General features: G+C 66.1%; 17 protein-coding genes and 4 pseudogenes. 14 read left to right on the top strand and 7 right to left on the bottom strand.

Annotated elements, in window-relative coordinates; all coding sequences use genetic code 11:
• The first annotated feature begins 134 nt into the window (after nucleotides 1-134).
• From KB874_RS04030 to KB874_RS04040, 3 genes are read left to right on the top strand one after another with little or no spacing between them, the layout of a single operon-like run.
• Complete coding sequence (locus KB874_RS04030; protein WP_212535236.1) at nucleotides 135-1,532, top strand: NAD(P)/FAD-dependent oxidoreductase; 1,398 nt, start codon at nucleotides 135-137, stop codon at nucleotides 1,530-1,532.
• Nucleotides 1,529-2,734: an NAD(P)/FAD-dependent oxidoreductase gene (locus KB874_RS04035; protein ID WP_212535237.1), complete on the top strand. Its 1,206-nt coding sequence runs from the start codon at nucleotides 1,529-1,531 to the stop codon at nucleotides 2,732-2,734. The genes KB874_RS04030 and KB874_RS04035 overlap by 4 nt, the downstream gene beginning before the upstream one ends.
• Nucleotides 2,731-4,194 (top strand): FGGY-family carbohydrate kinase, encoded by a 1,464-nt coding sequence (locus KB874_RS04040; protein WP_212535238.1) that lies wholly within the window; start codon nucleotides 2,731-2,733, stop codon nucleotides 4,192-4,194. The genes KB874_RS04035 and KB874_RS04040 overlap by 4 nt, the downstream gene beginning before the upstream one ends.
• Here the strand turns inward: KB874_RS04040 and KB874_RS04045 are convergent.
• The 4 genes from KB874_RS04045 to KB874_RS04060 form a co-directional block, all read right to left on the bottom strand.
• A complete protein-coding gene (locus KB874_RS04045) occupies nucleotides 4,143-5,201 on the bottom strand; it encodes an ABC transporter ATP-binding protein (protein WP_212535239.1) in 1,059 nt (352 codons plus the stop codon). The two genes, KB874_RS04040 and KB874_RS04045, sit on opposite strands and share 52 nt — an antisense overlap.
• Complete coding sequence (locus KB874_RS04050) at nucleotides 5,201-5,983, bottom strand: ABC transporter permease (protein ID WP_212535240.1); 783 nt, start codon at nucleotides 5,981-5,983, stop codon at nucleotides 5,201-5,203. Before KB874_RS04050 ends, KB874_RS04045 begins: the two co-directional genes overlap by 1 nt.
• Nucleotides 5,980-6,846, bottom strand: a complete 867-nt coding sequence (locus KB874_RS04055) for an ABC transporter permease (protein ID WP_428849224.1) — start codon at nucleotides 6,844-6,846, stop codon at nucleotides 5,980-5,982. The genes KB874_RS04050 and KB874_RS04055 overlap by 4 nt, the downstream gene beginning before the upstream one ends.
• Before the next feature lie 90 nt (nucleotides 6,847-6,936).
• Nucleotides 6,937-8,040 (bottom strand): ABC transporter substrate-binding protein, encoded by a 1,104-nt coding sequence (locus KB874_RS04060; RefSeq protein WP_212535242.1) that lies wholly within the window; start codon nucleotides 8,038-8,040, stop codon nucleotides 6,937-6,939.
• A 280-nt stretch (nucleotides 8,041-8,320) separates the two neighbouring features.
• Between KB874_RS04060 and KB874_RS04065 the strand changes: the two genes are divergently transcribed.
• The 6 genes from KB874_RS04065 to KB874_RS04090 all read left to right on the top strand — a co-directional run bounded on the left by KB874_RS04065 (nucleotide 8,321) and on the right by KB874_RS04090 (nucleotide 14,742).
• Nucleotides 8,321-9,226: a LysR family transcriptional regulator gene (locus tag KB874_RS04065; protein WP_212535243.1), complete on the top strand. Its 906-nt coding sequence runs from the start codon at nucleotides 8,321-8,323 to the stop codon at nucleotides 9,224-9,226.
• Nucleotides 9,227-9,365: 139 nt separating this feature from the next.
• Entirely contained in the window at nucleotides 9,366-10,517 is a 1,152-nt protein-coding gene (locus KB874_RS04070) for an ABC transporter substrate-binding protein (protein WP_212535244.1), read from the top strand.
• 66 nt (nucleotides 10,518-10,583) lie between these two features.
• A complete protein-coding gene (locus KB874_RS04075; RefSeq protein ID WP_212535245.1) occupies nucleotides 10,584-11,576 on the top strand; it encodes an ABC transporter ATP-binding protein in 993 nt (330 codons plus the stop codon).
• The gene (locus KB874_RS04080) at nucleotides 11,576-12,499 is read left to right on the top strand and encodes an ABC transporter permease (protein WP_212535246.1); all 924 of its coding nucleotides are present in this window, start codon (nucleotides 11,576-11,578) and stop codon (nucleotides 12,497-12,499) included. The genes KB874_RS04075 and KB874_RS04080 overlap by 1 nt, the downstream gene beginning before the upstream one ends.
• Nucleotides 12,489-13,295, top strand: a complete 807-nt coding sequence (locus KB874_RS04085) for an ABC transporter permease (RefSeq protein WP_212535247.1) — start codon at nucleotides 12,489-12,491, stop codon at nucleotides 13,293-13,295. The genes KB874_RS04080 and KB874_RS04085 overlap by 11 nt, the downstream gene beginning before the upstream one ends.
• Nucleotides 13,296-13,317: 22 nt before the next feature.
• Nucleotides 13,318-14,742, top strand: coding sequence for a gamma-aminobutyraldehyde dehydrogenase (locus KB874_RS04090; RefSeq protein WP_212535248.1), 1,425 nt, complete (start codon nucleotides 13,318-13,320; stop codon nucleotides 14,740-14,742).
• A gap of 123 nt (nucleotides 14,743-14,865) precedes the next feature.
• Here KB874_RS04090 and KB874_RS04095 read toward each other — a convergent pair.
• Nucleotides 14,866-15,090 (bottom strand): annotated as a pseudogene (locus KB874_RS04095) (integrase core domain-containing protein); the annotation flags it as partial.
• Here KB874_RS04095 and KB874_RS04100 point away from each other — a divergent pair.
• A pseudogene (locus KB874_RS04100) lies at nucleotides 15,083-15,400 on the top strand (IS21 family transposase); the annotation flags it as partial. The pseudogenes KB874_RS04095 and KB874_RS04100 overlap by 8 nt on opposite strands.
• Nucleotides 15,401-15,615: 215 nt before the next feature.
• On the opposite strand, the gene KB874_RS04105 reads toward KB874_RS04100, so the two are convergent.
• Nucleotides 15,616-16,824: an MFS transporter gene (locus KB874_RS04105; RefSeq protein WP_212535249.1), complete on the bottom strand. Its 1,209-nt coding sequence runs from the start codon at nucleotides 16,822-16,824 to the stop codon at nucleotides 15,616-15,618.
• Between the two features lie 148 nt (nucleotides 16,825-16,972).
• Here KB874_RS04105 and KB874_RS04110 point away from each other — a divergent pair.
• From KB874_RS04110 to KB874_RS04120, 4 genes and pseudogenes are all read left to right on the top strand, one after another.
• Nucleotides 16,973-17,266: pseudogene (locus tag KB874_RS04110) on the top strand (acyl-CoA transferase); the annotation flags it as partial.
• Between the two features lie 88 nt (nucleotides 17,267-17,354).
• Nucleotides 17,355-17,517, top strand: a pseudogene (locus KB874_RS23375) (IS6 family transposase); the annotation flags it as partial.
• A 305-nt stretch (nucleotides 17,518-17,822) separates the two neighbouring features.
• Nucleotides 17,823-18,023 carry a hypothetical protein gene (locus KB874_RS04115; protein ID WP_212535250.1) on the top strand — a complete coding sequence of 67 codons (201 nt, stop codon included), beginning with the start codon at nucleotides 17,823-17,825 and terminating at the stop codon, nucleotides 18,021-18,023.
• 109 nt (nucleotides 18,024-18,132) lie between these two features.
• On the top strand, nucleotides 18,133-19,437 hold the full coding sequence (locus tag KB874_RS04120; RefSeq protein WP_283053772.1) for a DUF2254 domain-containing protein: 1,305 nt from the start codon (nucleotides 18,133-18,135) through the stop codon (nucleotides 19,435-19,437).
• A gap of 10 nt (nucleotides 19,438-19,447) precedes the next feature.
• Here the strand turns inward: KB874_RS04120 and KB874_RS04125 are convergent, their stop codons facing one another.
• Nucleotides 19,448-20,698, bottom strand: a complete 1,251-nt coding sequence (locus KB874_RS04125; RefSeq protein ID WP_212535252.1) for a cation:proton antiporter — start codon at nucleotides 20,696-20,698, stop codon at nucleotides 19,448-19,450.
• Nucleotides 20,699-20,702: the final 4 nt, after the last annotated feature.

Here is a 20,702-nt window from a genome sequence, read left to right on the forward strand (position 1 = left end):
CCGAGGCCTTCCGGGGGCTGTCAACAAGTTTTATCACTTGGTCAAACCATGGCATCGTGTGGCGACGGCGGGTTTGACGCCGCATCGGGCCGCGTGCAACAAATTGCCGGGAAAACAGGCGGCTGGAGGTTGGATTGGTCAGGGCGCAGGACACGGACGACCTCTTTGACGCGGCGGTGATCGGCGGCGGAGTGATCGGCTGCGCAATCGCGCGACGGCTGACCCTCGAAGGCTGGCGGACCGTCCTGATTGAAAAGGCCGCCGATATCCTCGACGGCGCGTCCAAGGGCAACAGCGCCATCCTGCACACCGGCTTCGACGCCCCGGAGGGCTCTGTCGAGCAGGCCTGCATCGTCGAGGGATATGCCGAATACCGCGCCATCCACGAGCGCCTGAACCTGCCCCTGGACGAGGCCGGCGCGCTGGTGATCGCCTGGACAGACGCCGAAGCGGCGTCGCTGCCCGCGCTCATCGCGCAGGCGCGGACCAACGGCGTGACCGACGTTTCGCCCCCGCTGACCCCGGCGCAGGTCCTGGCGTTGGAGCCGAACCTGAACCCAAGCCTGCGCAGCGCCTTCCGGGTCCCACGCGAGTCGCTGATCGACCCCTGGTCGGCGCCGCTGGCCTACATTCTGCAGGCGGTTGAGAACGGCGCGGTCCTGCTGCGCGGGACCGAGGTCACGGGCGGCGCCTTCGACGGCTCGGAATGGCGTCTGGAGACCACCTCCGGTGTGGTCCGGGCGCGCGTCGCGATCAACTGCGCGGGCAACTGGGGCGACGTGGTGGACGAGCGCCTGTTCGGCGCGCGCGATTTCACTCTTCGACCGCGCAAGGGGCAGTTCGTCGTCTACGACAAGCCCGCCAGCCGCCTTGCCCGCCACATCCTGCTGCCGGTGCCGAACAAGATCACCAAGGGTGTCGTCGTCTGCCGGACGGTCTTTGGCAACCTGCTGGTCGGCCCGACCGCCGAGGACCAGGACGACCGCGAGGCCGCGACGCTGGTCCCCGAGACGCTGGAGGCCCTGAAACGGCGCGGGGCGGAAATCCTGCCCGCGCTGGCGCGGGAAGAGGTCACGGCGATCTATGCGGGCCTGCGCCCGGCGACCGAGTTCAAGGACTATCGCATCAAGGCGCACGAGGGCCGCAACGCGGTGACGGTGGGCGGCATTCGGTCAACCGGCCTGTCCTCGGCGCTGGGAACGGCAGCGCATGTCTGGCGGCTGTGCGCGGGGCTGCTCGACCGCGCGGCCCTGCCCGACCCGCTGTGGCCCCGCGTGCCGAACCTGGCCGAGGCCCTGCCCCGCGGCTGGCAGGCCCCCGACAATGGCGGCATCCTCTGCCATTGCGAGCGCGTGACCCGCGCCGAGGTCGAGGCCGCGCTGTCCGGCCCGGTCCCGGCAGGCAGCCTTGCGGGCCTGAAACGCCGGACCCGCGTCACGATGGGCCGCTGCCAGGGCAACTGGTGCGCCGCGACGCTGGCGCAGGTCACGCGGGGCCGCCTGCCCTGCCCGATGGCCGAGGCGGTGGAATGAGTGCGCCACGCGTCGCCATCGTGGGCGGCGGGCCGGCGGGCCTGTCGGCGGCCATCGCGCTGCGCCGCACCGGGATCGGCCCCGTCATAGTGATCGACCGCGATCCCGCGCCGGGCGGCATCCCCCGCCATTGCGGCCACTATCCCTTTGGCTGGCGCGAGTTCCGCCGCCTCTATCGCGGTCCCGACTATGCCCGCCGCCTGGTGGCCGAGGCGCGTGCGGCGGGCGTCACGATCCTGTCCGCCACCACCGTGACCGCGATCCACGCCGGGCCCGTCCTGGAGCTATCAAGCCATGACGGATTGTCCAGCCTGTTGCCCGAACGGGTGCTGCTGGCGACCGGCTGTCGCGAGACGCCGCGCGCGCCACGCGCCGTCGGCGGCACGAAACCGGCGGGGATCGCCACGACGGGAACGCTCCAGACGATGGTCTACGGGTCCGGCTTGCGCCCGTTCCGCGCGCCGGTGATCCTGGGCACCGAACTGGTGGCCTTTTCCGCGCTGATAACCGCCACCCATGCGGGCATACGCCCCGTGGCGATGGTCGAGCCCGGACCGCGCGCCACGGCGCGCTTTCCGGCCGCGCTGTTTCCCTCGTTGCACGGCATTCCCCTTCTGACTGGCACGTCGGTCGAGGCGGTAGAGGGGCACGACAAGGTCGAGGCCGTCATCTTGCGCGACCGGAACGGCACACGGCGGCTGGTCTGCGACGGGCTGTTGGTGACAGGACGCTTTCGCCCAGACGCGGTGCTGCTGCGAGACAGCGGGATCGAGGCCGATCCGGCCACCGGCGGCCCCGTCGTCGATGCCTGGGGGCGTACCTCGCTGGACGGGGTCTTTGCCGCCGGCAACCTGCTGCGCCCGGCCGAAACGGCGGGCTGGTGCTGGGACGAAGGCCGCCGCGTCGCCGGCGCCATCGCGGCGTCCCTGGCCGGCGGCCTGCCCGCTCCGCCGCCACGCCTGACGCTGGCCGACCCCGTGCTGGGCTGGGCGATGCCGCAGCGACCTTCGGCAGCGGGCACCGAGCCGCGCCTGCACCTGCGCTTGTCGCGTCCCGCGCGCGGCCAGGTCGTCGCCACCGGGGGCGCGGGCGATCGAGTGGGTTTTGCCGTCGACAGCAGGCCCGAGCGGCGCATCGTCCTTGAGGCCGCTACGCTTCCCGCTGGCCCCGTCACCCTGACCTTTCGGGAGGATCCCGCATGACCTTCCTCGCCGTCGACCAGGGCACCACCTCGACCCGCGCAGTGCTGGTCGGCGAGGACGGGTCGGCGCGGGTGATCTTCAGCCGCGACCACGCCCAATCCTACCCCGCGCCCGGCCAGGTCGAACACGACGCGACCGAGTTGCTGGCCCATGTGCGTACGGCCTTCGAGGCTGGTGCAGCGGCGGGCGCGGTCGCCGTGGGCCTGGCGAACCAGGGCGAAACATGCCTGGGCTGGGATGCGCAAACCGGTGTCCCGGTAGGACCGGCGATCGTCTGGCAGGACGACCGCACCGCCGCCGCGCTGGCGCGCCTGGGACCGGAGGCGTCGGCGCTGGTGCGGGATCGCGCCGGTCTGCCGCTCGACCCGTATTTCTCGGCCTCCAAGCTGGCGCTCATCGCCGCCATCCCCGAGGCGGACAGGCTGCGCGACGCCGGACGGCTGCGGCTGGGCACCACTGACGCCTACTTTCGCGACCGCTTGGCGGGACGGTTCGAGACCGATCCCACCACCGCCTCGCGCACGTCGCTGATGCGGCTGGACAGGTTGGACTGGGACCCCGAGCTGTGCGCCCTGTTTGGCGTTCCGATCGAGTGCCTGCCAGCGATCCGCCCGAGCACGGGCGACCTCGGTCAGGTCGGCGGGCTGCGCCTGTCGGCTTCGGTCGTCGACCAGCAGGCGGCACTGTTCGGCCATGGCTGCCGCCGCGCAGGCGACGCCAAGATCACTTTCGGGACCGGCGCCTTCGCGCTGGCGCTGACCGACCGCCTGCCCGCCGATACGGGCGGCGTTCTGCCCACCGTCGCCTGGGCCGAACACGACGAACCGCCCGCCTATGCGCTGGATGGCGGCGTCTATGCCGCCTCGGCCGCGGTGAACTGGGCGCGCGGGCTGGGCCTGTTCCGCGACTATGCCGAGATCGGCCGGTTCGACGGCCTGCCCGCCATCGCGCGCGGGCTGGCCTTTGTGCCCGCGCTCGCGGGGCTGGCTGCGCCGCATTGGGACCGCCGCGCGCGGGGCGCCTGGATGGGGATGGACCTGGCCAGCGGCCCGCGCGACCTGATGCGGGCGCTGCTGGAAGGCGTGGCCTTCCGCGCCGCCGAGGTGGTGGCCGAGATGGACAGGGCGCAGCCGCTGGGGACGCGGATCTCGGTCGACGGCGGCATGTCGGCCAACGGCTATTTCCTGCAATTCCTGGCCGATGCATTGGGCCGCGAGGTCGCGGTGGCAGGCACGCCCGAACTGACCGCCGTGGGCGCGGCGGCGCTGGCGGCGCACGGGATCGGCGAACGGATCGTCACTCCGCCGCCCGCGCGGGTCATCGCTCCGCGGCCATTGGCGTCCGAGTGGGCAGAGGCCTTTGCCGCCGCCCGCGACGCGGTGCAGCGCTATGGCGCGGCACGGCAGGCTCAGTCGACCAGCACCAGCACATCCTCTGCCGCCGCCGACAGAGTCACCTGAGAGCCCGTCTGGGGCAGGTGCGCCCCCGCGCGGTTGAACGCGTCGAGCGACAACGGCGCGCCGCCCAGATCGACGACGATACGCTGCACCGCCCCGAGGAACTGCGTCTCGACCACGCGCGCCGACAGTCCGACCTCGCCCGGGCCCGGCGCGCCGATGCGCAGCGCCTGCGGCCGCACCGCCAGCGCGACGCGCGCGCCCCGTGCCCGGCCCAAAGCGCGCCCCAGCACCAGCCGCTGCCCTCCGACCTCAACCGTGCCGTTGGCCGGATCCTCGACCACGGCATCGACCTGATTCAGCGTGCCGATGAAGCTGGCGACAAAGCGGGTCGCCGGGCTGTTGTATATCTCGGACGGGGTTCCGACCTGGTCGGCGATGCCCTTGTGCATGACCACGATCCGGTCGGACATGGAGAGCGCCTCTTCCTGATCGTGGGTCACGTAGATTGTCGTGATCCCCAGTTTCTGCTGGATCGCCCGGATTTCCGACCGCAGCGAGACGCGAATCTGCGCGTCGAGCGCCGAGAGCGGTTCATCCAGCAGCAGCACTTGCGGCGCAGGGGCCAGAGCGCGGGCCAGCGCCACGCGCTGCTGTTGGCCGCCCGACAGCTGGAACGGATAGCGCCCGCCAAGGTCCGGCAGGCCGATCATTGCCAGCATCTCGTCGACCCGGGCCGCGATGCGGTCGCGCGGCGCGCCCGAGACCTTCAGCCCGAAGGCCACGTTCTGCGCCACGGTCAGGTTGGGAAAGAGCGCGTAGGACTGGAACACCATGCCGATGTTGCGGCGGTTGGGCTTGACGTTGACCACGTCCTGCCCGCCGATCCGGATCGCGCCCGAGGTCGGCGTCTCGAACCCCGCGATCATCCGAAGGGTCGTGGTCTTGCCGCAGCCCGATGGGCCGAGGAACGAGACGAATTCGCCCTTCTCGACCGACAGCGAGAAGTCGCGGACCACGCGCGTCTCGTTGAAGCTCTTTTCGAGCCGGTCGAGGTCGAGAAATCCCATCAGCGTTTTGCCTGCGTGTGTCGTGAAAACCGGTTGACCAGCCCGATCAGTCCCATGCAGGCCCAGGTGATGCCGAAGGCGATCACCGCCAGCGCGGCAGGCTCGTACGCGCGGTTGGCGCCGAGGATCTGCATGTAGGGGCCGAAGGCCGGCCGGTCGAGAAGGGCTGCCATCGTGAATTCCCCGATCACGATGGCAAAGGTCAGGAAGGCGCCGGACAGGACCGAGGCCAGCACGTTGGGCAGGATCACCCGCCCCAGGATCGTGACCCAGCCGGCGCCGAGGCTCTGCGCCGCCTCGGTCAGGGTGGCCACGTCGATGGTGCGCAGACCCGTATCGACCGAGCGATACATGTAGGGCAGAGCCAGCGTCGCATAGCCGAACATCAACAGCAGGTTGGTGCCCATGACCGAGCCGGTCAGCGGTAGGACCGAGGACGTGTTGTAAAGCCGGATGTATCCAAACACGACCACGATGGCCGGGATCACCAGCGGCAGGAGGGTGATGAACTCGACCCAGGGCCGCGCCTTGGGCAGTTTCAGCCGCACCCAGTAGGCGGTCGGCACCACCAGCAGCACGCCGAAGGCGATGGTCACCAGCGCCATCACCACCGAATAGGCAAAGGTCGCCTGGAAGCGCGGGTCTGCGAGGACCACGCGGTAGGCGTCGAAGCTGTATTCGCCGCGCCGCATGGACAGCGAAAACTCGGTCATGCCGATCAGCGGCAGCGCAAAATACATGCAGCCGAACAGCAGCGCCCCCCAGGCCCAGACGCGCATCATTTGAGCCACCTCTCGGAGCGGGTGCGCAGCCAGATATACAGAGCATTCGCCAGCCCGGTGATGACGATCATGCCCAGCGCCAGCGCGTATCCCAGGTTGGGCGAACCCAGGACGTCGCCCCGGATCTGCGCGAACAGCAGGATCGGCGCGATGTTCAGCGAGGGGCCGGTCAGGGCGATGGCGGTGGCGACGGCGCCGAAGGCGTTGGCGAACAGCAGCGCCATCGTGCCCAGCAGCGAGGGGAACAGGATCGGCAGGCCGACCATGCGCCAGTATTGCCATGCGCTTGCGCCGAGGATCGAGGCCGCCTCGCGCCACTCGCGGCGCAGCCCGTCCAGCGCGGGCGTGATGATCAGCACCATCAAGGGGATCTGGAAGAACAGGTAGGTGACGATCAGCCCCGGCGTCGACAGCAGGTTCCAACCATAGGCACGCAGGTTGATGCCGAAGTCCTGGCGCAGCCACAGCGTGATCAGGCCCGCCGGGCCGATCGTGGCAATGAAGGCGAAGGCCAGCGGCACCCCGGCAAAGTTCGAGGCAACGCCGGAAAAGGTCAGCAGAGGCTCGCGGATGCGTTTCGGCAGGCCGCCCACGGTGATCGCCGCCGCCATGCCGAAGCCGATAAGGCAGCCGAACAGCGCCGACAGGAAGCTGACCTTGATCGACACCCAGTAGGCCGAGCGAATGCTGGGCGTGTTGAGGTCGAGGATGTTCTGGAAGGTGAACCCGCCCTGCGGCGTGCGGAACGCGCCCACGACGATGTAGAGGGTCGGCAGGATCAGGAACAGGCCCGCGAAGACGGCGAAGGGCAACAGCCCCACCCAGCGCAGGTCGATCCGCCTGCGGCTTGCGGCCCGGTTCACCATCCCTGTCCTTTCGTTCGCGCGGGCTCTGTCGGCCCGTCTGAGGGCGTCGGCCCCCGGGATCATCCCGGAGACCGGCCGATATCGGGTTTACTGCACGTTGGCGCCCACGACGCTGTCCCAGCCGGCCACGACGGTTTCCTTGTTGGCGTTGACCTGCTCGACGGTCGGGAAGACCGCTTTGGCATAGCCCTCGGCGGGAGGCAGCTTGTCCATCATCTCCTGCGGGATGACGCCGCGGGCCGCAAGGTCGTTGAAGCGGATCGGGTGGCAGTAGCCGTTCAGCCAGCCGAGTTGGCCCTCGTCCGAATAGAGGTATTCCATCCACAGCTTGGCCGCGTTCGGGTGCGGCGCGTAGGCGCTGATCGCCTGCACGTAGACCCCGGCCAGCACCGCGTCGGACGGCACGATGACATCGACAGGCGGGTTGCCGGCCAGCGTGTCCCGGGCGGCGAGCGCGTTATAGTCCCACTCGATGATGATCGGCGTGGTGCCCTGGGCCAGCGTGCCGGCCTTGCCGATCACGGGCACGAAGTTGCCGGCCGCGTTCAGCTCGGCGAAGAACTCCAGCCCGGCCTCGGCGGCATCGGCACCAGGTGCCGCGCCGCGCGCCATGCCGGCGGCCATCACAGCGAGAATCGCCTGGTTCGAGGCGCGCGGATCGCCCGCCAGCGCGACCATCCCGGCATACTCGGGCTTCAGCAGGTCGGCAAAAGAGGTCGGCACGGTGTCGACCAGGTCCTTGTTCACGATGAAAGCCATGACGCCGTAATAGTCGCCATACCAGTAGCCCTCGGCGTCCTTGGCGTCGGCGGGGATCGTGTCCCAGGTCGAGACCTTGTAGGGCTGGATCAGCCCTTCGTCCTTGCTTGCGGGCCCGAAGGCGAGGCCAACGTCGATCACGTCGGGCGCCTGCGGGCCGGTGTTGCCCTTGTTGGCGCGGATCGCCTCGAGCTCGTCCGCCGAGCCGGCGTCGGGGTTGAGTTCGTTCACAGCGATGTCGGGATACTTCGCCTTGAAGCCCGCGATCACGTCGCCATAGCCGCACCAGTCGTGCGGCAGCGCGATCGTGGTCAGCATGCCCTCGGCATTTGCGGCGGCGACGAGGTCGCCATGCGACTCGGCAAGCGCGGCGTGCGTCGTCACGAACGCGACGGCAGACGCCAGGAGCGCGGTTTTCAATCTCTTGGTCATGACCAGTCCCTGTTGTATCGCCCGCCGGCCGCCCGGATCAGCCTGGGCATGGTCGGCAGGGGCGTTGTTCCGAGGACGACTGCATCGCTCCGCTGCTGCGGTCGTGCCGTCCCCCCGATACCGAGGATGGGAGACTGAACACCTGAGTCTCGCAAGTGAAATTTTTTTGACGGTCGCCCGCGGATCGAAGCGGGCCATTTCCGCGACGGCAGCGCCCGTCTTTCCCCGAACGGGCATTTCTGCTTCATTCGGCCCATCCACGCGGGCTTCGGAAAGAGACATGGCCTTCACCCTCCGGCAACTCCAGTTCTTTGTCGCTGCCGCCGAACATGGCAGTGTCAGCGCCGCCGCCAAGGCGCTGACGATTTCGCAATCCTCGGTCACGGAGGCGATCAAGGCACTGGAGGCCGACCTCGGGATAAGGCTGTTCGAACGCCGGGCCCGGGGGTTGGAGATCACGGTGGCCGGGCACCAGTTCCTGCGCCATGCGCGCAAGATCCGCGACGACGTGTCGGACGCGAGGCGGGCCTTCATGGTCGACAGCGAGGCGCGCACCGGAGAGATCCGGCTTGGCGTGACCTCGCTGGTGGCGGGTTACGGCCTGTCGGACGCGATGGGCCGGTTTCGCCGGACCTTTCCCGGCGTGCATATAAGCGCGGTCGAGGACAGCGGCGAATACCTCGAACACCTGCTGATCGGCGGCGAGATCGACGTCGCCTTCCTGTTTGTCTCGAACCTGCACAACCGTGCCGCCTTCCAGGTCGAAAGCATCGCGGCCTCGGCCATGCGGCTGTGGCTGCCGCTTGGCCATCCGCTAGGCGCCGAAGAGGCGGTCAGCCTGGCCGATGTCGCGCGCGAACCGCTGATCATGCTGTCAGTCGAGGAAATCGAGGAAAGCACGCAAGAATTGCTGTCGTCGCTGGGCGCGCGCCCCGAGGTGGCGTTCCGCACCCAGTCGGTCGAGGCGGTGCGCTCGCTGGTGGCGACGGGCATGGGCGTGGCGATCCTGCCGGACCTGATCTACCGCCCGTGGTCGCTGGAAGGCGACCGGATCGAGATCCGCGACGTCTCTGGCGATCTGCCCACGGTGCAGGTCGGCATGGCGTGGCGGCGGGGCGCACCGCTTTCGGACAATGCGCGGGATTTCATTCGCCTCGCGCGCAGTTCCTTTCAGGCATCGTCCTGAGCTTTCTGCTTTTCCGATACCTTGTGCCAGAATTTTGAGTTTGCGATTAGTCACCGGCAGGCGGACACTTTGCGTCAACCGAAAGAGCCCGAAAAAACGAATGGGCCGACTCACTGGACAACCGATAGGGAGACTCGGAATGACTGCACGCTTTCTCATGACGGCAGCAATCTCGGCCATCGTCGCCGCGCAGCCTGTCGTCGCGCAAATGACCACCATCGGCGCGGGCGAAGGCCAGGTCGATATCGTCGCCTGGCCCGGCTATATCGAGCGAGGCGAGACCGACCCCAACTTCAACTGGGTGACCAAGTTCGAAGAGGCCACCGGCTGCAAGGTCAACGTCAAGACAGCCAACACCTCGGACGAGATGGTGGCGCTGATGAACGAGGGCGGGTTCGACCTTGTGACCGCGTCGGGCGATGCCTCGTTGCGGCTGATCGCGGGCAAGCGGGTCCAGCCGGTCAACACCGACCTAATCCCGTCGTGGTCGACGGTGGACGAGCGGCTCAAGAATGCGCCCTGGCACACGGTGGACGGGGTGCATTACGGCACGCCCTACATGTGGGGGCCGAACGTGCTGATGTACAACACCGAGGTCTTCCCGGAGGCACCGACATCGTGGAACGTGGTGTTCGAGGAAATGACCCTGCCCGACGGCAAGTCGAACTCGGGGCGCGTTCAGGCCTATGACGGCCCGATCCACATCGCGGACGCGGCGCAATACCTGATGACGCACAAGCCCGAGCTGGGCATCACCTCTCCGTACGAACTGAACGCCGACCAGTATGCCGCCGCGCTCGACCTGCTGCGCACTCAGCGCACGCTGGTAGGGCGCTACTGGCATGACGCCTTCATACAGATGGACGATTTCAAGAACGAGGGTGTGGTTGCCTCGGGCTCGTGGCCGTTCCAGGTGAACATCCTGAAAAGCGAGGGGCTGCCCATCGCCTCGGTCATCCCGGCCGAGGGCGCGACTGGCTGGGCCGACACCACGATGATGCATGTCGATGCAGCGCATCCGAACTGCGCCTACATGTGGATGGAGCACACGCTGTCCTCGAACCTGCAATCCGACCTGTCGGTCTGGTTCGGCGCGGTGCCCTCGGTGCCGGCGGCCTGTTCGGACGGGCGCGGGATGCAGACTCAGGAAGGCTGCGACGCGAACGGTCTGGCGGACTTCGAGAAGATCCGCTTCTGGACCACCCCGGTCAGCAAGTGCGAAAGCCAGGGCGAATGTGTGCCCTACTATCGCTGGGTGTCGGACTACATCGGCGTGATCGGCGGACGCTGATCGGCTCCACTCACGGAACGCCAATGCCGGCGGCGCCTGACGGGCGCCGCCGATAGGGGATCTGCAATGACTGATGCGGTGGAATTCGACCGGGTCTCGCGCCATTTCGGGACGGTGCGCGCGGTGGACGAGGTGACTCTGACCATCGCCGAGAGCAGCTTTTTCGCCATGCTCGGGCCTTCGGGATCGGGCAAGACAACCTGCCTGCGGCTGATCTCTGGCTTCGAGCGGCCAAGCTCGGGACATGTGCGCATCTTCGGCGCGCAGTCCGACGACCTGCCGCCGAACCGCCGCCCGGTGAACACCGTCTTTCAGGACTACGCGCTGTTTCCCCATCTGAACGTCCGCGACAACGTGGCCTACGGGCTGATGGTGCGCGGCGTCGACAAGCGCGCCCGCCACGCCGCCGCCGAAGAGATGCTCGCCCTGGTCAAGCTGGAAGGCTACGGCGACCGCAAGCCCGCGCAGCTGTCGGGTGGGCAGCGGCAGCGCGTGGCGCTGGCCCGCGCGCTGGTCAACAAGCCCAAGGTGCTGCTTCTGGACGAGCCGCTGGGTGCGCTGGACCTGAAGCTGCGCGAGGCGATGCAGGACGAGTTGAAGGCGCTGCAACAGCGGCTTGGCATCACCTTTGTCTTCGTCACCCACGACCAGGGCGAGGCGCTGTCGATGGCCGACAAGGTCGCCGTTTTCAACGACGGCAGGATCGTCCAGATCGGGTCGCCGGAGGAGATCTACCAGCGCCCGCGCACCCGCTTCGTCGCGGATTTCGTCGGCTCGGCCAACGTGTTGCCGCCCGAGTTCTGCGCCTCTGTCGGGGCGCCCAAGACGTGGGCCAGCCTGCGCGCCGAAGTCATCGGTCTGACCGCGCCGGGCGCAGGCCGGATCGATGGCACAGTGGCGGGCCGCCGCTATCTTGGCCCGGTCAACCGCGTCACCGTGATGGCGGGCGGAACCGCACTGTCGGTCGACCTGCCCGCAAGCGCCGCCGCGCCCGAGCCGGGCGCATCCGTCGGCCTGACCTGGGACGAAGGCGCGCTGCACCGGATGGAGGAAGGCTGATGGCCGCCCTCGCCCGCCTGACCGATCCGCTCTCGGACCTGTTCTGGCGCCGCCCGCGCGTGCTGCTGGTGCTGCTGCTGGCGCCGCCGCTCTTGTGGCTGGTGGTTGTCTACATCGGCTCGCTCGCGGCGCTGCTGGTGCAGAGCTTCTTCTCGATCGACGAGTTCACCGGCCTCATCAAGCACGAGTTCACGCTCAAGACCTATGCCGAGCTCTTTCGCCCGGCGAATTTCGACATCGTCATCCGCACGACCGTGATGGCCGCCGCCGTCACCATCGCCGCCGCGATCATCTCCTTCCCCATCGCCTACTATGCCGCGCGCTATGCCCGGGGCCGGATGAAGGCCTTCTTCTACCTCGCGGTGATGCTGCCGCTGTGGTCGAGCTACCTGGTCAAGGTCTACGCGTGGAAGCTGATTCTCGCCAAGGAAGGCATCCTGACCTGGGCGGTGGACGGGATCGGTGCCAGCGCCGTGCTGAACGCAATCCTTGCGCTGCCGGTGATCGGGGGGAACTCGCTGTCGGTCAGCTACATCGGCACGTTCCTCGTGTTCCTCTATGTCTGGCTACCCTACATGATCCTTCCCTTGCAGGCCTCGCTGGAACGCGTGCCACAAAACCTGCTGGAAGCCTCGGACGACCTCGGAGCCTCGCGCCGCCAGACCCTGCGCCATGTGATCCTGCCGATGGCCATGCCGGGGATGATCGCCGGGTCGATCTTTACCTTCTCGCTGACGCTGGGCGACTACATCATTCCGCAGATCGTGGGATCGTCGCGCAACTTCATCGGACAGGCGGTCTATGCCCACCAGGGCACCGCGGGGAACATCCCGCTGGCCGCCGCCTTTGCCGTGGTGCCCATCGTCATCATGGGTTTCTACCTGTGGGTGGCCAAGCGGAAAGGGGCCTTCGATGCCCTCTGACCGCGCCTCGCTGGGGCTGAAGATCGCGGCCTTTGCGGGCCTGCTGTTCCTGCACCTGCCGATCCTGCTGATCTTTGTCTACGCCTTCACCACCGAGGACCGCACCTACCAGTGGCCGCCGCCGGGGCTGACGCTGAAGTGGTTCGGCGTGACCTGGAACCGCCCCGACGTGTGGGAGGCGCTGACGCTCTCGCTGAAGGTGGCGGCCATCTCGACCGCGCTGGCGCTGGTGCTGGGCACGCTTTGTGCCGCCGCGGTCAGCCGGGCGCGCTTTTTCGGCCGGGAAACCGTGTCGCTGCTGGTGATCCTGCCCATCGCGCTGCCCGGCATCATAACCGGCATCGCGCTGCGCTCGGCGTTCAACCTGGGCGGCATCCCGTTCTCGACGCTGACCATCATCCTCGGCCACGCGACCTTTTGCATCGTCGTGGTCTACAACAACGCGGTGGCGCGGTTCCGGCGCATTTCCGGCCCGATGCTGGAGGCCTCCGCAGACCTCGGTGCCAACGGCTTCCAGACCTTCCGCTACATCGTGCTGCCGAACATCGGCACCGCGTTGCTGGCGGGCGGGATGCTGGCCTTTGCGCTGTCCTTCGACGAGGTGATCGTGACCACCTTTACCGCCGGTCAGCAGGCCACCCTGCCGATCTGGATGCTGGAGGAACTGGTGCGCCCGCGCCAGCGCCCGGTGACCAACGTCGTCGCCATGATGGTGGTGCTGGTGACCTTCCTGCCGATCCTCGGCGCCTATTACCTGACCCGCGGCGGCTCCGAGACCGCCGGGGGCGGCAAGTGACCCAAAGACGTGGAGACCTGACATGGACACCCAATTTCTGATCAACGGCGCCTTCACCGCGGGCACCGAGACGCCCGAGGCGATCCTGAACCCGCGTACCGGCGAGACGATCCTCGACCTGCCCGAAGCCTCGCCCGAGCAGGTCGATGCCGCCGTCGCCGCCGCACATGAGGCCTTCGACGGCTGGTCCCGCACCTCGCCCGCCGAACGCTCGGCCGCGCTGCTGCGGATCGCCGACCGGATCGAGGCCGAGGGCGAGGCCTTTGGCGCGCTCGAGGCGCTGAACTGCGGCAAGCCGATCAACGCCGCCATCGGCGACGAGGTGCCGGCCATCGTCGACACCTACCGCTATTTCGCCGGGGCCGCGCGCAACATGCACGGGCCCGTGGCAGGCGAATACCTGCCCGGGTTCACCTCGATGATCCGACGAGACCCGGTGGGCGTGATCGCCTCTGTCGCGCCGTGGAACTACCCGATGATGATGATGGCGTGGAAACTCGCCCCGGCCCTCGCGGGCGGCAACACGGTCGTGTTCAAACCCTCCGAGCAGACGCCGCTGACGGCGCTGAAATTCGCCAAGATCCTGGCCGAGGAGCTGCCAAAGGGCGTGGTCAACGTCCTTACCGGGCGGGGTGAGACGGTGGGCAACGCGCTGGTGACGCACAAGGGCGTGGACATGATCAGCCTCACTGGGGACGTCGCTACGGGCAAGAAGATGCTTCAGGCGGCCTCGAAGACGGTCAAGCGCACGCACCTGGAACTGGGTGGCAAGGCCCCGGTCGTGGTGTTCGACGACGCCGATATCGGGGAGGTCGTCGAGGGACTTCGTGCCTTCGGCTATTACAATGCCGGGCAGGACTGCACCGCCGCCTGCCGGATCTACGCGTCGAAGAAGGTCTATGAGACGCTCGTGGCCGACCTGACCTCGGCGGTGTCGTCCATCGTTTTCGACAATGCCGATGATACGCAGAACGAGATCGGGCCGCTGATCTCGGCCCGCCAGCGCGACCGAGTCGCCAGCTTTGTCGAACGCGCGCGCGACGTGAACCATATCGAGATCACCACTGGTGGCGCGGTGCATGGCACGCGCGGCTACTACTATGCGCCGACCGTCATCGCGGGCGCGCAACAGCATGACGAGATCGTGCAGCGCGAGGTCTTCGGCCCGGTGGTCTCGGTCACGCCGTTCAACGACGTTGACGACGCGGTGGCCTGGGCCAACGACAGCGACTATGGTCTGGCGTCCTCGGTCTGGACCCGGGACATCGGCCGCGCCATGTCGACTGCGGCGCGGCTGCGCTATGGCTGCACCTGGATCAACACGCATTTCATGCTGACCAACGAGATGCCGCATGGCGGGCTCAAGGCCTCGGGCTATGGCAAAGACATGTCGATGTACGCACTCGAGGACTACACCGTCGCGCGGCATGTGATGGTCAAGCACTGAAGCGTCGGTTTGGTATGTCCTGTGACCTGCCCCCCGGTGGTCCCTCAGTCATAACGAGAGTCTGCGGTTTTTTTCGCTGCTCGCCCTCTTTGGACCGCCGGAAGCTGGAACATCCGGGCTCGTTCACGATGGCGGGCTGGCTGCGCCATCGGGATAATGCATGGCAATCGGCACGTTGTATCCGATTGCGCTGTGGGGTCTGACCTCGTTGTAGTCCCTACGCCAAGCATCCAGCTTTTCGCGTGCGTCGGCAAGGCTCATGAACCAGTGGGCATTCAGGCATTCCGCCCGGAGCTTGCTGTTGAACGCTTCGATGAAACCATTATCCGTCGGCTTGCCGGACCTCGCCTACGAGCGGACCATTCAGTCGTTGCCGAAGATCGGACCCTGGAAAGACATGCTCGACGGGATGCTGGCGGTGAACGCGCGGAAGCCCAATCGCGAGCGACTGACCCGCATCCGCATCTTCGAGGGGCTCAGGACCCGAGGTTATGATGGCGGTTATGAAGCGGTCCGGCGATACGCGGCGACGTGGTCCAAGGATGAAGGGGTGGCATCTGCCGCCGCCTATGTGCCGCAGCGCTTCGATCCGCGCGAGGCCTACCAGTTCGGTTGGAGCCACGAGATCGCAGTGATCGATGGCGCGACGACCACGGTGAACCGCGGCGATTTTGTCCCTCGTCCCTCCTGTCAGGCTGCCGAAGCAGTTGGACGTCGGCCTGGACGCCAAGCGCACACGAAACCGTGCCGTGGCTTATCGTGGCGAAGAGGGTTAATGGACGGACGGGCTGGGGGTCACGCTTCGGGCCCTCAACGACTGCCATCTCACATGATTTCCTTCACGCGAGAGCCCCTGACGGCCAGTTCCCCGGATCAAGTTCCGGCGCCGTCCTCGATCCGCGGTAGAAACCAGGCCAGCAAACCCGCGAGTGGAAGGAACGAGCAGAACCGATAGACCGCTTCGACGCCATAGCTGTCGGCCAGAAAGCCAAGCAGCGCGGCCGCGATCCCGCCCAGCCCGAAGTTCAGCCCGTAGAACAACCCGCCGATCAGACCGATGCGATTGGGGAGAAGCTCCATCGCATAGATCAGGATCGACGCGAAGGCGCTGGCCATGATCAGGTTGATCATGATCGTCAGAACGCCGGTCCAGAAAAGATCCGCATAGGGCAGGATCAACGTCAGTGGCAGCGGTCCCAGCACGGAAATCCAGATGATCCGGTATCGACCGATCCGGTCGCCCACGATCCCGCCGACCAGGACCCCCACCGCCGCGGCCAGCAGGAAGACAAAGAGCATCATCTGGGCCGACGGGATGGACAGGCCGAAGCGATCCATCAGGTAGAAGGTGTAGAATGAACGAAAGCTCTCGCTATAGGCGTTCTTGACGAACATCAGCAGGGTCAGGACGACGAGGCCGATGCCGATGGTCAGCGGCGCGTGCCTGACGACAACACCCCCCTTCTTGCTGGCCACGTCCCGCATGATCATGAACTCTGCCCTGATCTGGCGCTGCTTGCTGCCGATCCAGGTCAAGAGCATCATCGCCACGAGCGCAGTGGCTGCGAACCAGGCGAGGCTCGGCTGCCCGAAGGGAACGATGATCAGCGCGGCGAAAACCGGTCCGAGTGCCCCACCAGCCTGCCCGCCGACCTGGAAGATGCCCTGCGCGAGCCCATGCCGGCCCCCCGCGGCATAGCGCGCTATGCGCGTCGCTTCGGGGTGAAAGATCGACGATCCAATGCCGATCAATGCCACCGAGACCAGGATGATCGAATAGCTGGGCGCGAAGGCAAGGCTGACCAAGCCGGACAGGGTGAACATCATCCCGATCACCGGCGAATAGGGTGCGGGATACCGATCTGTCACCATGCCCATCACCGGTTGAAGCAGCGATCCGGCGATCTGGAACGTCAGCGTGATCATCCCGATCCTCGCGAAATCCAGCGCATAGGCCTCTTTCAGGATCGGATAAGCCGCCGGAATCAGCGATTGCATCAAATCGTTCAGCAGATGTGTCAGGCCCAGCACCACCAGGACCGTCAGATATGTGCCGGAGTGCGTTGCGGTCTTCACGGTCATCTGTCTTCGACTGGTCCGGTTTCAGGTGGCGATCCTGTCAATTGTTCACAGCGCCTTGGCAGCCGCAAGGGGCGCTGGAGACCGCAACAATTCACCTGCTGTTCCGGACCTTCTTCGCGGCGTGTCGCCACAGTCTGGTCGAACCAATATGCCCACCCCAAGCGAAACCATCCTCGCCGCGCTGCACGCTCGGCTCTTATCGCTGTCCGCCACGCCCCTGCGCGGTGAGGCGCTTCCCGAGCGCGTGCCGGCCGAGGGTTTGCTGATCCTGCGCGACGGCGAGCCAGAGAAGCCCGAGGTGTCAGTGTCGCCGATTGCCTATCACTACCAGCATCGCGCGGAGATCGCAGCGGTGGTGCAGCGCGCCGACCGAGATCTGACCTCCGCCCCCCTCTGCGCCGGTATCGGCACAGCACTCGCCACTGACCAGACGCTGGGCGGGCACTGGTCTGCCCCACTTGAGTGGTCCGGTTCGCAAGTTGGTGCATGATGTGCGAAGATCCGCTGCCAGATGACGCCGAAGCCAGCGGTTCCGACGACGAGAGCGCGCGTTGCTCGCCTTGTGTCGAATGCGAAGTCTTCAGAAACTTGCTTCCGTCCATGCCTTCGTCTCGAACCTCTTCGACAGCGAGCGCTGCGTCTCCAGCAGCCCCGTTCAAGGCCAACCGCGCCGCCGCTCTTGCCGCGTGGCGTCGGTCTCTGCGCGGCATCTCGGGCGGTGTTGCTGTCGATTCCGAGACTGTTTGGCATTCGTATGACACCACTCCCAAAAGGCACTGCCACACGCAGCGCATTGATCCGTGTCAGTACGGCAGGAGTTCCGATGTACTACACTTAAAGATGTAAGCGCCGATTGAACACGCTCAGAGTAGATAGGAACGCAATGAACCGGATCATATACATCGTCGGTCTCGTAGTCATCATCATGCTTATCTTGGGCTTTTTCGGCCTGCGCTGAGTGCAGAGATTTTCGCAACCCGACAACTGGAGACAAACTGATGGCCCGTGAGAAAACCCCGAAACCCGACGACGCCGACCACGCCCTTGGTGCTAAAGGCACCATCTCCCAAGCAGGGCGTTCAGGTGGACGTTTGCCGCGTGACATCGGCACGCGGGACGAGTTGAAACGTGCCAACGAACGTCCCGCAGGCAAGACCCGCGTCACCAAATCCGACGAAAAAGACGAGCAGCCGGAGTAACTGCGAAGCCTCGCGGATCGTATGATCAAAGCGTTCGAAGCTGTCATGTCGTTCGCGCGACAAGGTGAGATGAGCCCATGAGAGTATCCCGACCGGGGTGCCGAATATGATGCGCGGTCATCTCGAATTCGTTCCAAGGACATGGGACCGACTGCACAGCAGTTTCTGGTTTCTGCCGTCGGTCATGGCAATCTCGGCCATGGCAACGGCTATCTTGTTGATCCTGCTCGACTCCCTAGAGGCCGCATGGCTCGGATGGATCGACGAATGGACCTATGCCTTCGGACCAGAAAGCGCGCGCGCGATCCTGTCGGCGATTGCGGGGTCCATGATTACGGTTGCCGGCGTCACATTCTCGATGACGATGCTGACCCTGCAACTGGCATCTTCACAGTTCGGCCCCCGAATGCTGCGCAATTTCATGCGCGACCGCGGTAATCAGCTTGTGCTGGGCACATTCCTGTCCACCTTCGTCTACTGCCCGCTGGTCCTTGCCTCCGTTCGGGGAAGCGGCGATTCCTACTTCGTGCCAGTGATCGCAGTAACGTTCGGTATGATCCTGGCCGTCGCAAGCCTTGCGACGCTCATCTACTTCATCCACCACATCGCGACCTCAATCCGCATCGAGACCATTCTTGCCAAGCTTGCGGTCGAGGCCCGCAAGACCGCAGAGCGAGTCTTCCCCGAGCACGGCCATACCTCTGTCCCGTTTCCCGGGAAACCAATGGCCGAGGCGCTGCCGCCAGCTTTTGACGACGACAGTCGATCCGTGGTTGCGTCGGTCGGCGGCTACATACAATCGATCAATCTGGACCGGCTGAGGCGCGTCGCCAGCGACAACGATCTCGTTGTCCGGGTGGAGACACGGGTCGGAGATTTTGTTCCCGGCAGCGGGTCACTTGTCGTTTCCTTTCCCTACGGCCGGGTCTCGGATGCCGTTGCCGACGACCTGTCCAATGCGTTCTCGTTTGGTCAGGAGCGCACGCCCGACCACGATATCGAGTTCTCGCTCAGGCGGATCGTGGAAATCGCGCAACGTGCCTTGTCGCCGGGGGTGAACGACCCGACAACCGCGCTTTATTGCCTGGATCGCCTGGGCGAGGTGCTTGGCATCTTGGCGGGTCGGCATTTCCCCTCTGGCCAGATCTGGGATCAGGACATGAAACTGCGGGTCGTTTTTGATCCGGTGACATTCGCGGAATTGGCCTGTTCGACGTTCGCGGCCATTGCCCGATACGGAAACAGGGACGCCGACGTGGTCGGGCGACTTCTTGATGTCATGGAGAGATGCAGCCGCAGCGCGCCCGCATCGGATCGTGAGAAGATCATGCGTCTTCGCGAAGCGATCAGGGCAGGAATCGCTGCCTCGGATTTCGAAGACGTGATCAAGGCGACGCAACCGGCCCGTTCGTGAGCGGCTCCGCCTAGCGCGACGCGGGTTCTCGGCTCAGAAAGCGGGCCAGGGGCGCGATCGTAAGCCCTTGCACGATGATCGAGAACACGACGACGATAAAGGTCGCGGTGAGGATCAGCGGCTTCCAGTCGCTGTCCGGCAGGCTGAGCGCGAGGGCGACGGATATCCCGCCCTTGAGCCCGCCCCATGTCATGACTGGAATCACGCCGCGCGAATACTCCCGGAACGGCTTGATCAGCATGACCGGCAGCGCAACCGCGACAAGGCGACCGATCAGCGCCAGGCCGATCGTGGCGATCCCGGCCGAAATCGTCTCGACATTCAGGGTGACGACGAAGACTTCGACGCCGATGAGCAGAAAGAGCACGGCATTGAGAATCTCGTCGATGACGGTCCAGAACCCGTTCAGATGCGTCCGGGTTTGTTCGGACATGCCGTGCTTGGCGCCGACATCGCCGATGAACAGCCCGGCGACCACGGCCATGATCGGCCCTGATACCGTCAGGGCGACCGCGAGTTGGTAGCCCCCCAGGGCCAGGCCGAGCGAGAGCAGGATCTCCAGAGGATAGTCGTCGATCCGACGCATGACCCGGTAGGTCAGAAATCCGAGGACGCCGCCGATCAGCGCGCCGCCACCGACCTCCTTCACGAAAAACATCAGGATGCCGACCGGATCGGCAACCACATGCCCGCCGACCGGCTGGAAAGCCAGACCGGCCAGCACGAGGAAGACCACATAGCCGACGCCATCGTTGAACAGGGATTCCCCGATGATCTTGGCCTCGAGCGACTTCGGCAGGTTGGCTTCGGTCATGACGCCGAGCACCGCCACCGGATCGGTGGGAGAGATCAGCGCGCCAAAGACCAGTGCCGCCAGCAAAGGCATGCCGGTGACCCAATGAAAGCCGAAGCCTACAACCGTGACAGAGAGCGCCACCCCCAGCGTCGCCATGAGTGCGATCGTCCAGGCCTGTTCGCGCAGGTCCTCCACACGGACATGCAGCGCCCCTGCGAACAACAGGAGGCCGAGCATTCCTTCGAGCAGGGTCCGCGAGAACTCGGCGTCAGTCACGAAACGCCGCATTTCCATGGCGACACCGAGATCGGGGCGCAGCGCCTCGAGGCCAAGAACGCAAATGGATGCAGCAAGGGCGACAACCAGGATGCCGATGGCCGATGGCAGGCGGAATAGAATGTGATTCACAGCGCCGAACGCACCGGCGAAAACGATCAGAAGCGTACCGATCTGCAGCGCGTTCATCGAA

Origin of the sequence: Thetidibacter halocola (assembly GCF_018224955.1) — a bacterium.
Classification (GTDB): domain Bacteria; phylum Pseudomonadota; class Alphaproteobacteria; order Rhodobacterales; family Rhodobacteraceae; genus Thetidibacter; species Thetidibacter halocola.

Coding starts and splice junctions, on each gene's coding strand:
- KB874_RS04085 (WP_212535247.1), top strand. CDS start 12,489: ATGCCCTCTGACCGCGCCTCGCTGGGGCTGAAGATCGCGGCCTTTGCG.
- KB874_RS04060 (WP_212535242.1), bottom strand. CDS start 8,040: ATGACCAAGAGATTGAAAACCGCGCTCCTGGCGTCTGCCGTCGCGTTC.
- KB874_RS04125 (WP_212535252.1), bottom strand. CDS start 20,698: ATGAACGCGCTGCAGATCGGTACGCTTCTGATCGTTTTCGCCGGTGCG.
- KB874_RS04045 (WP_212535239.1), bottom strand. CDS start 5,201: ATGGGATTTCTCGACCTCGACCGGCTCGAAAAGAGCTTCAACGAGACG.
- KB874_RS04040 (WP_212535238.1), top strand. CDS start 2,731: ATGACCTTCCTCGCCGTCGACCAGGGCACCACCTCGACCCGCGCAGTG.
- KB874_RS04080 (WP_212535246.1), top strand. CDS start 11,576: ATGGCCGCCCTCGCCCGCCTGACCGATCCGCTCTCGGACCTGTTCTGG.
- KB874_RS04065 (WP_212535243.1), top strand. CDS start 8,321: ATGGCCTTCACCCTCCGGCAACTCCAGTTCTTTGTCGCTGCCGCCGAA.
- KB874_RS04070 (WP_212535244.1), top strand. CDS start 9,366: ATGACTGCACGCTTTCTCATGACGGCAGCAATCTCGGCCATCGTCGCC.
- KB874_RS04105 (WP_212535249.1), bottom strand. CDS start 16,824: ATGACCGTGAAGACCGCAACGCACTCCGGCACATATCTGACGGTCCTG.
- KB874_RS04120 (WP_283053772.1), top strand. CDS start 18,133: ATGCGCGGTCATCTCGAATTCGTTCCAAGGACATGGGACCGACTGCAC.
- KB874_RS04050 (WP_212535240.1), bottom strand. CDS start 5,983: ATGATGCGCGTCTGGGCCTGGGGGGCGCTGCTGTTCGGCTGCATGTAT.
- KB874_RS04090 (WP_212535248.1), top strand. CDS start 13,318: ATGGACACCCAATTTCTGATCAACGGCGCCTTCACCGCGGGCACCGAG.
- KB874_RS04115 (WP_212535250.1), top strand. CDS start 17,823: ATGGCCCGTGAGAAAACCCCGAAACCCGACGACGCCGACCACGCCCTT.
- KB874_RS04035 (WP_212535237.1), top strand. CDS start 1,529: ATGAGTGCGCCACGCGTCGCCATCGTGGGCGGCGGGCCGGCGGGCCTG.
- KB874_RS04075 (WP_212535245.1), top strand. CDS start 10,584: ATGACTGATGCGGTGGAATTCGACCGGGTCTCGCGCCATTTCGGGACG.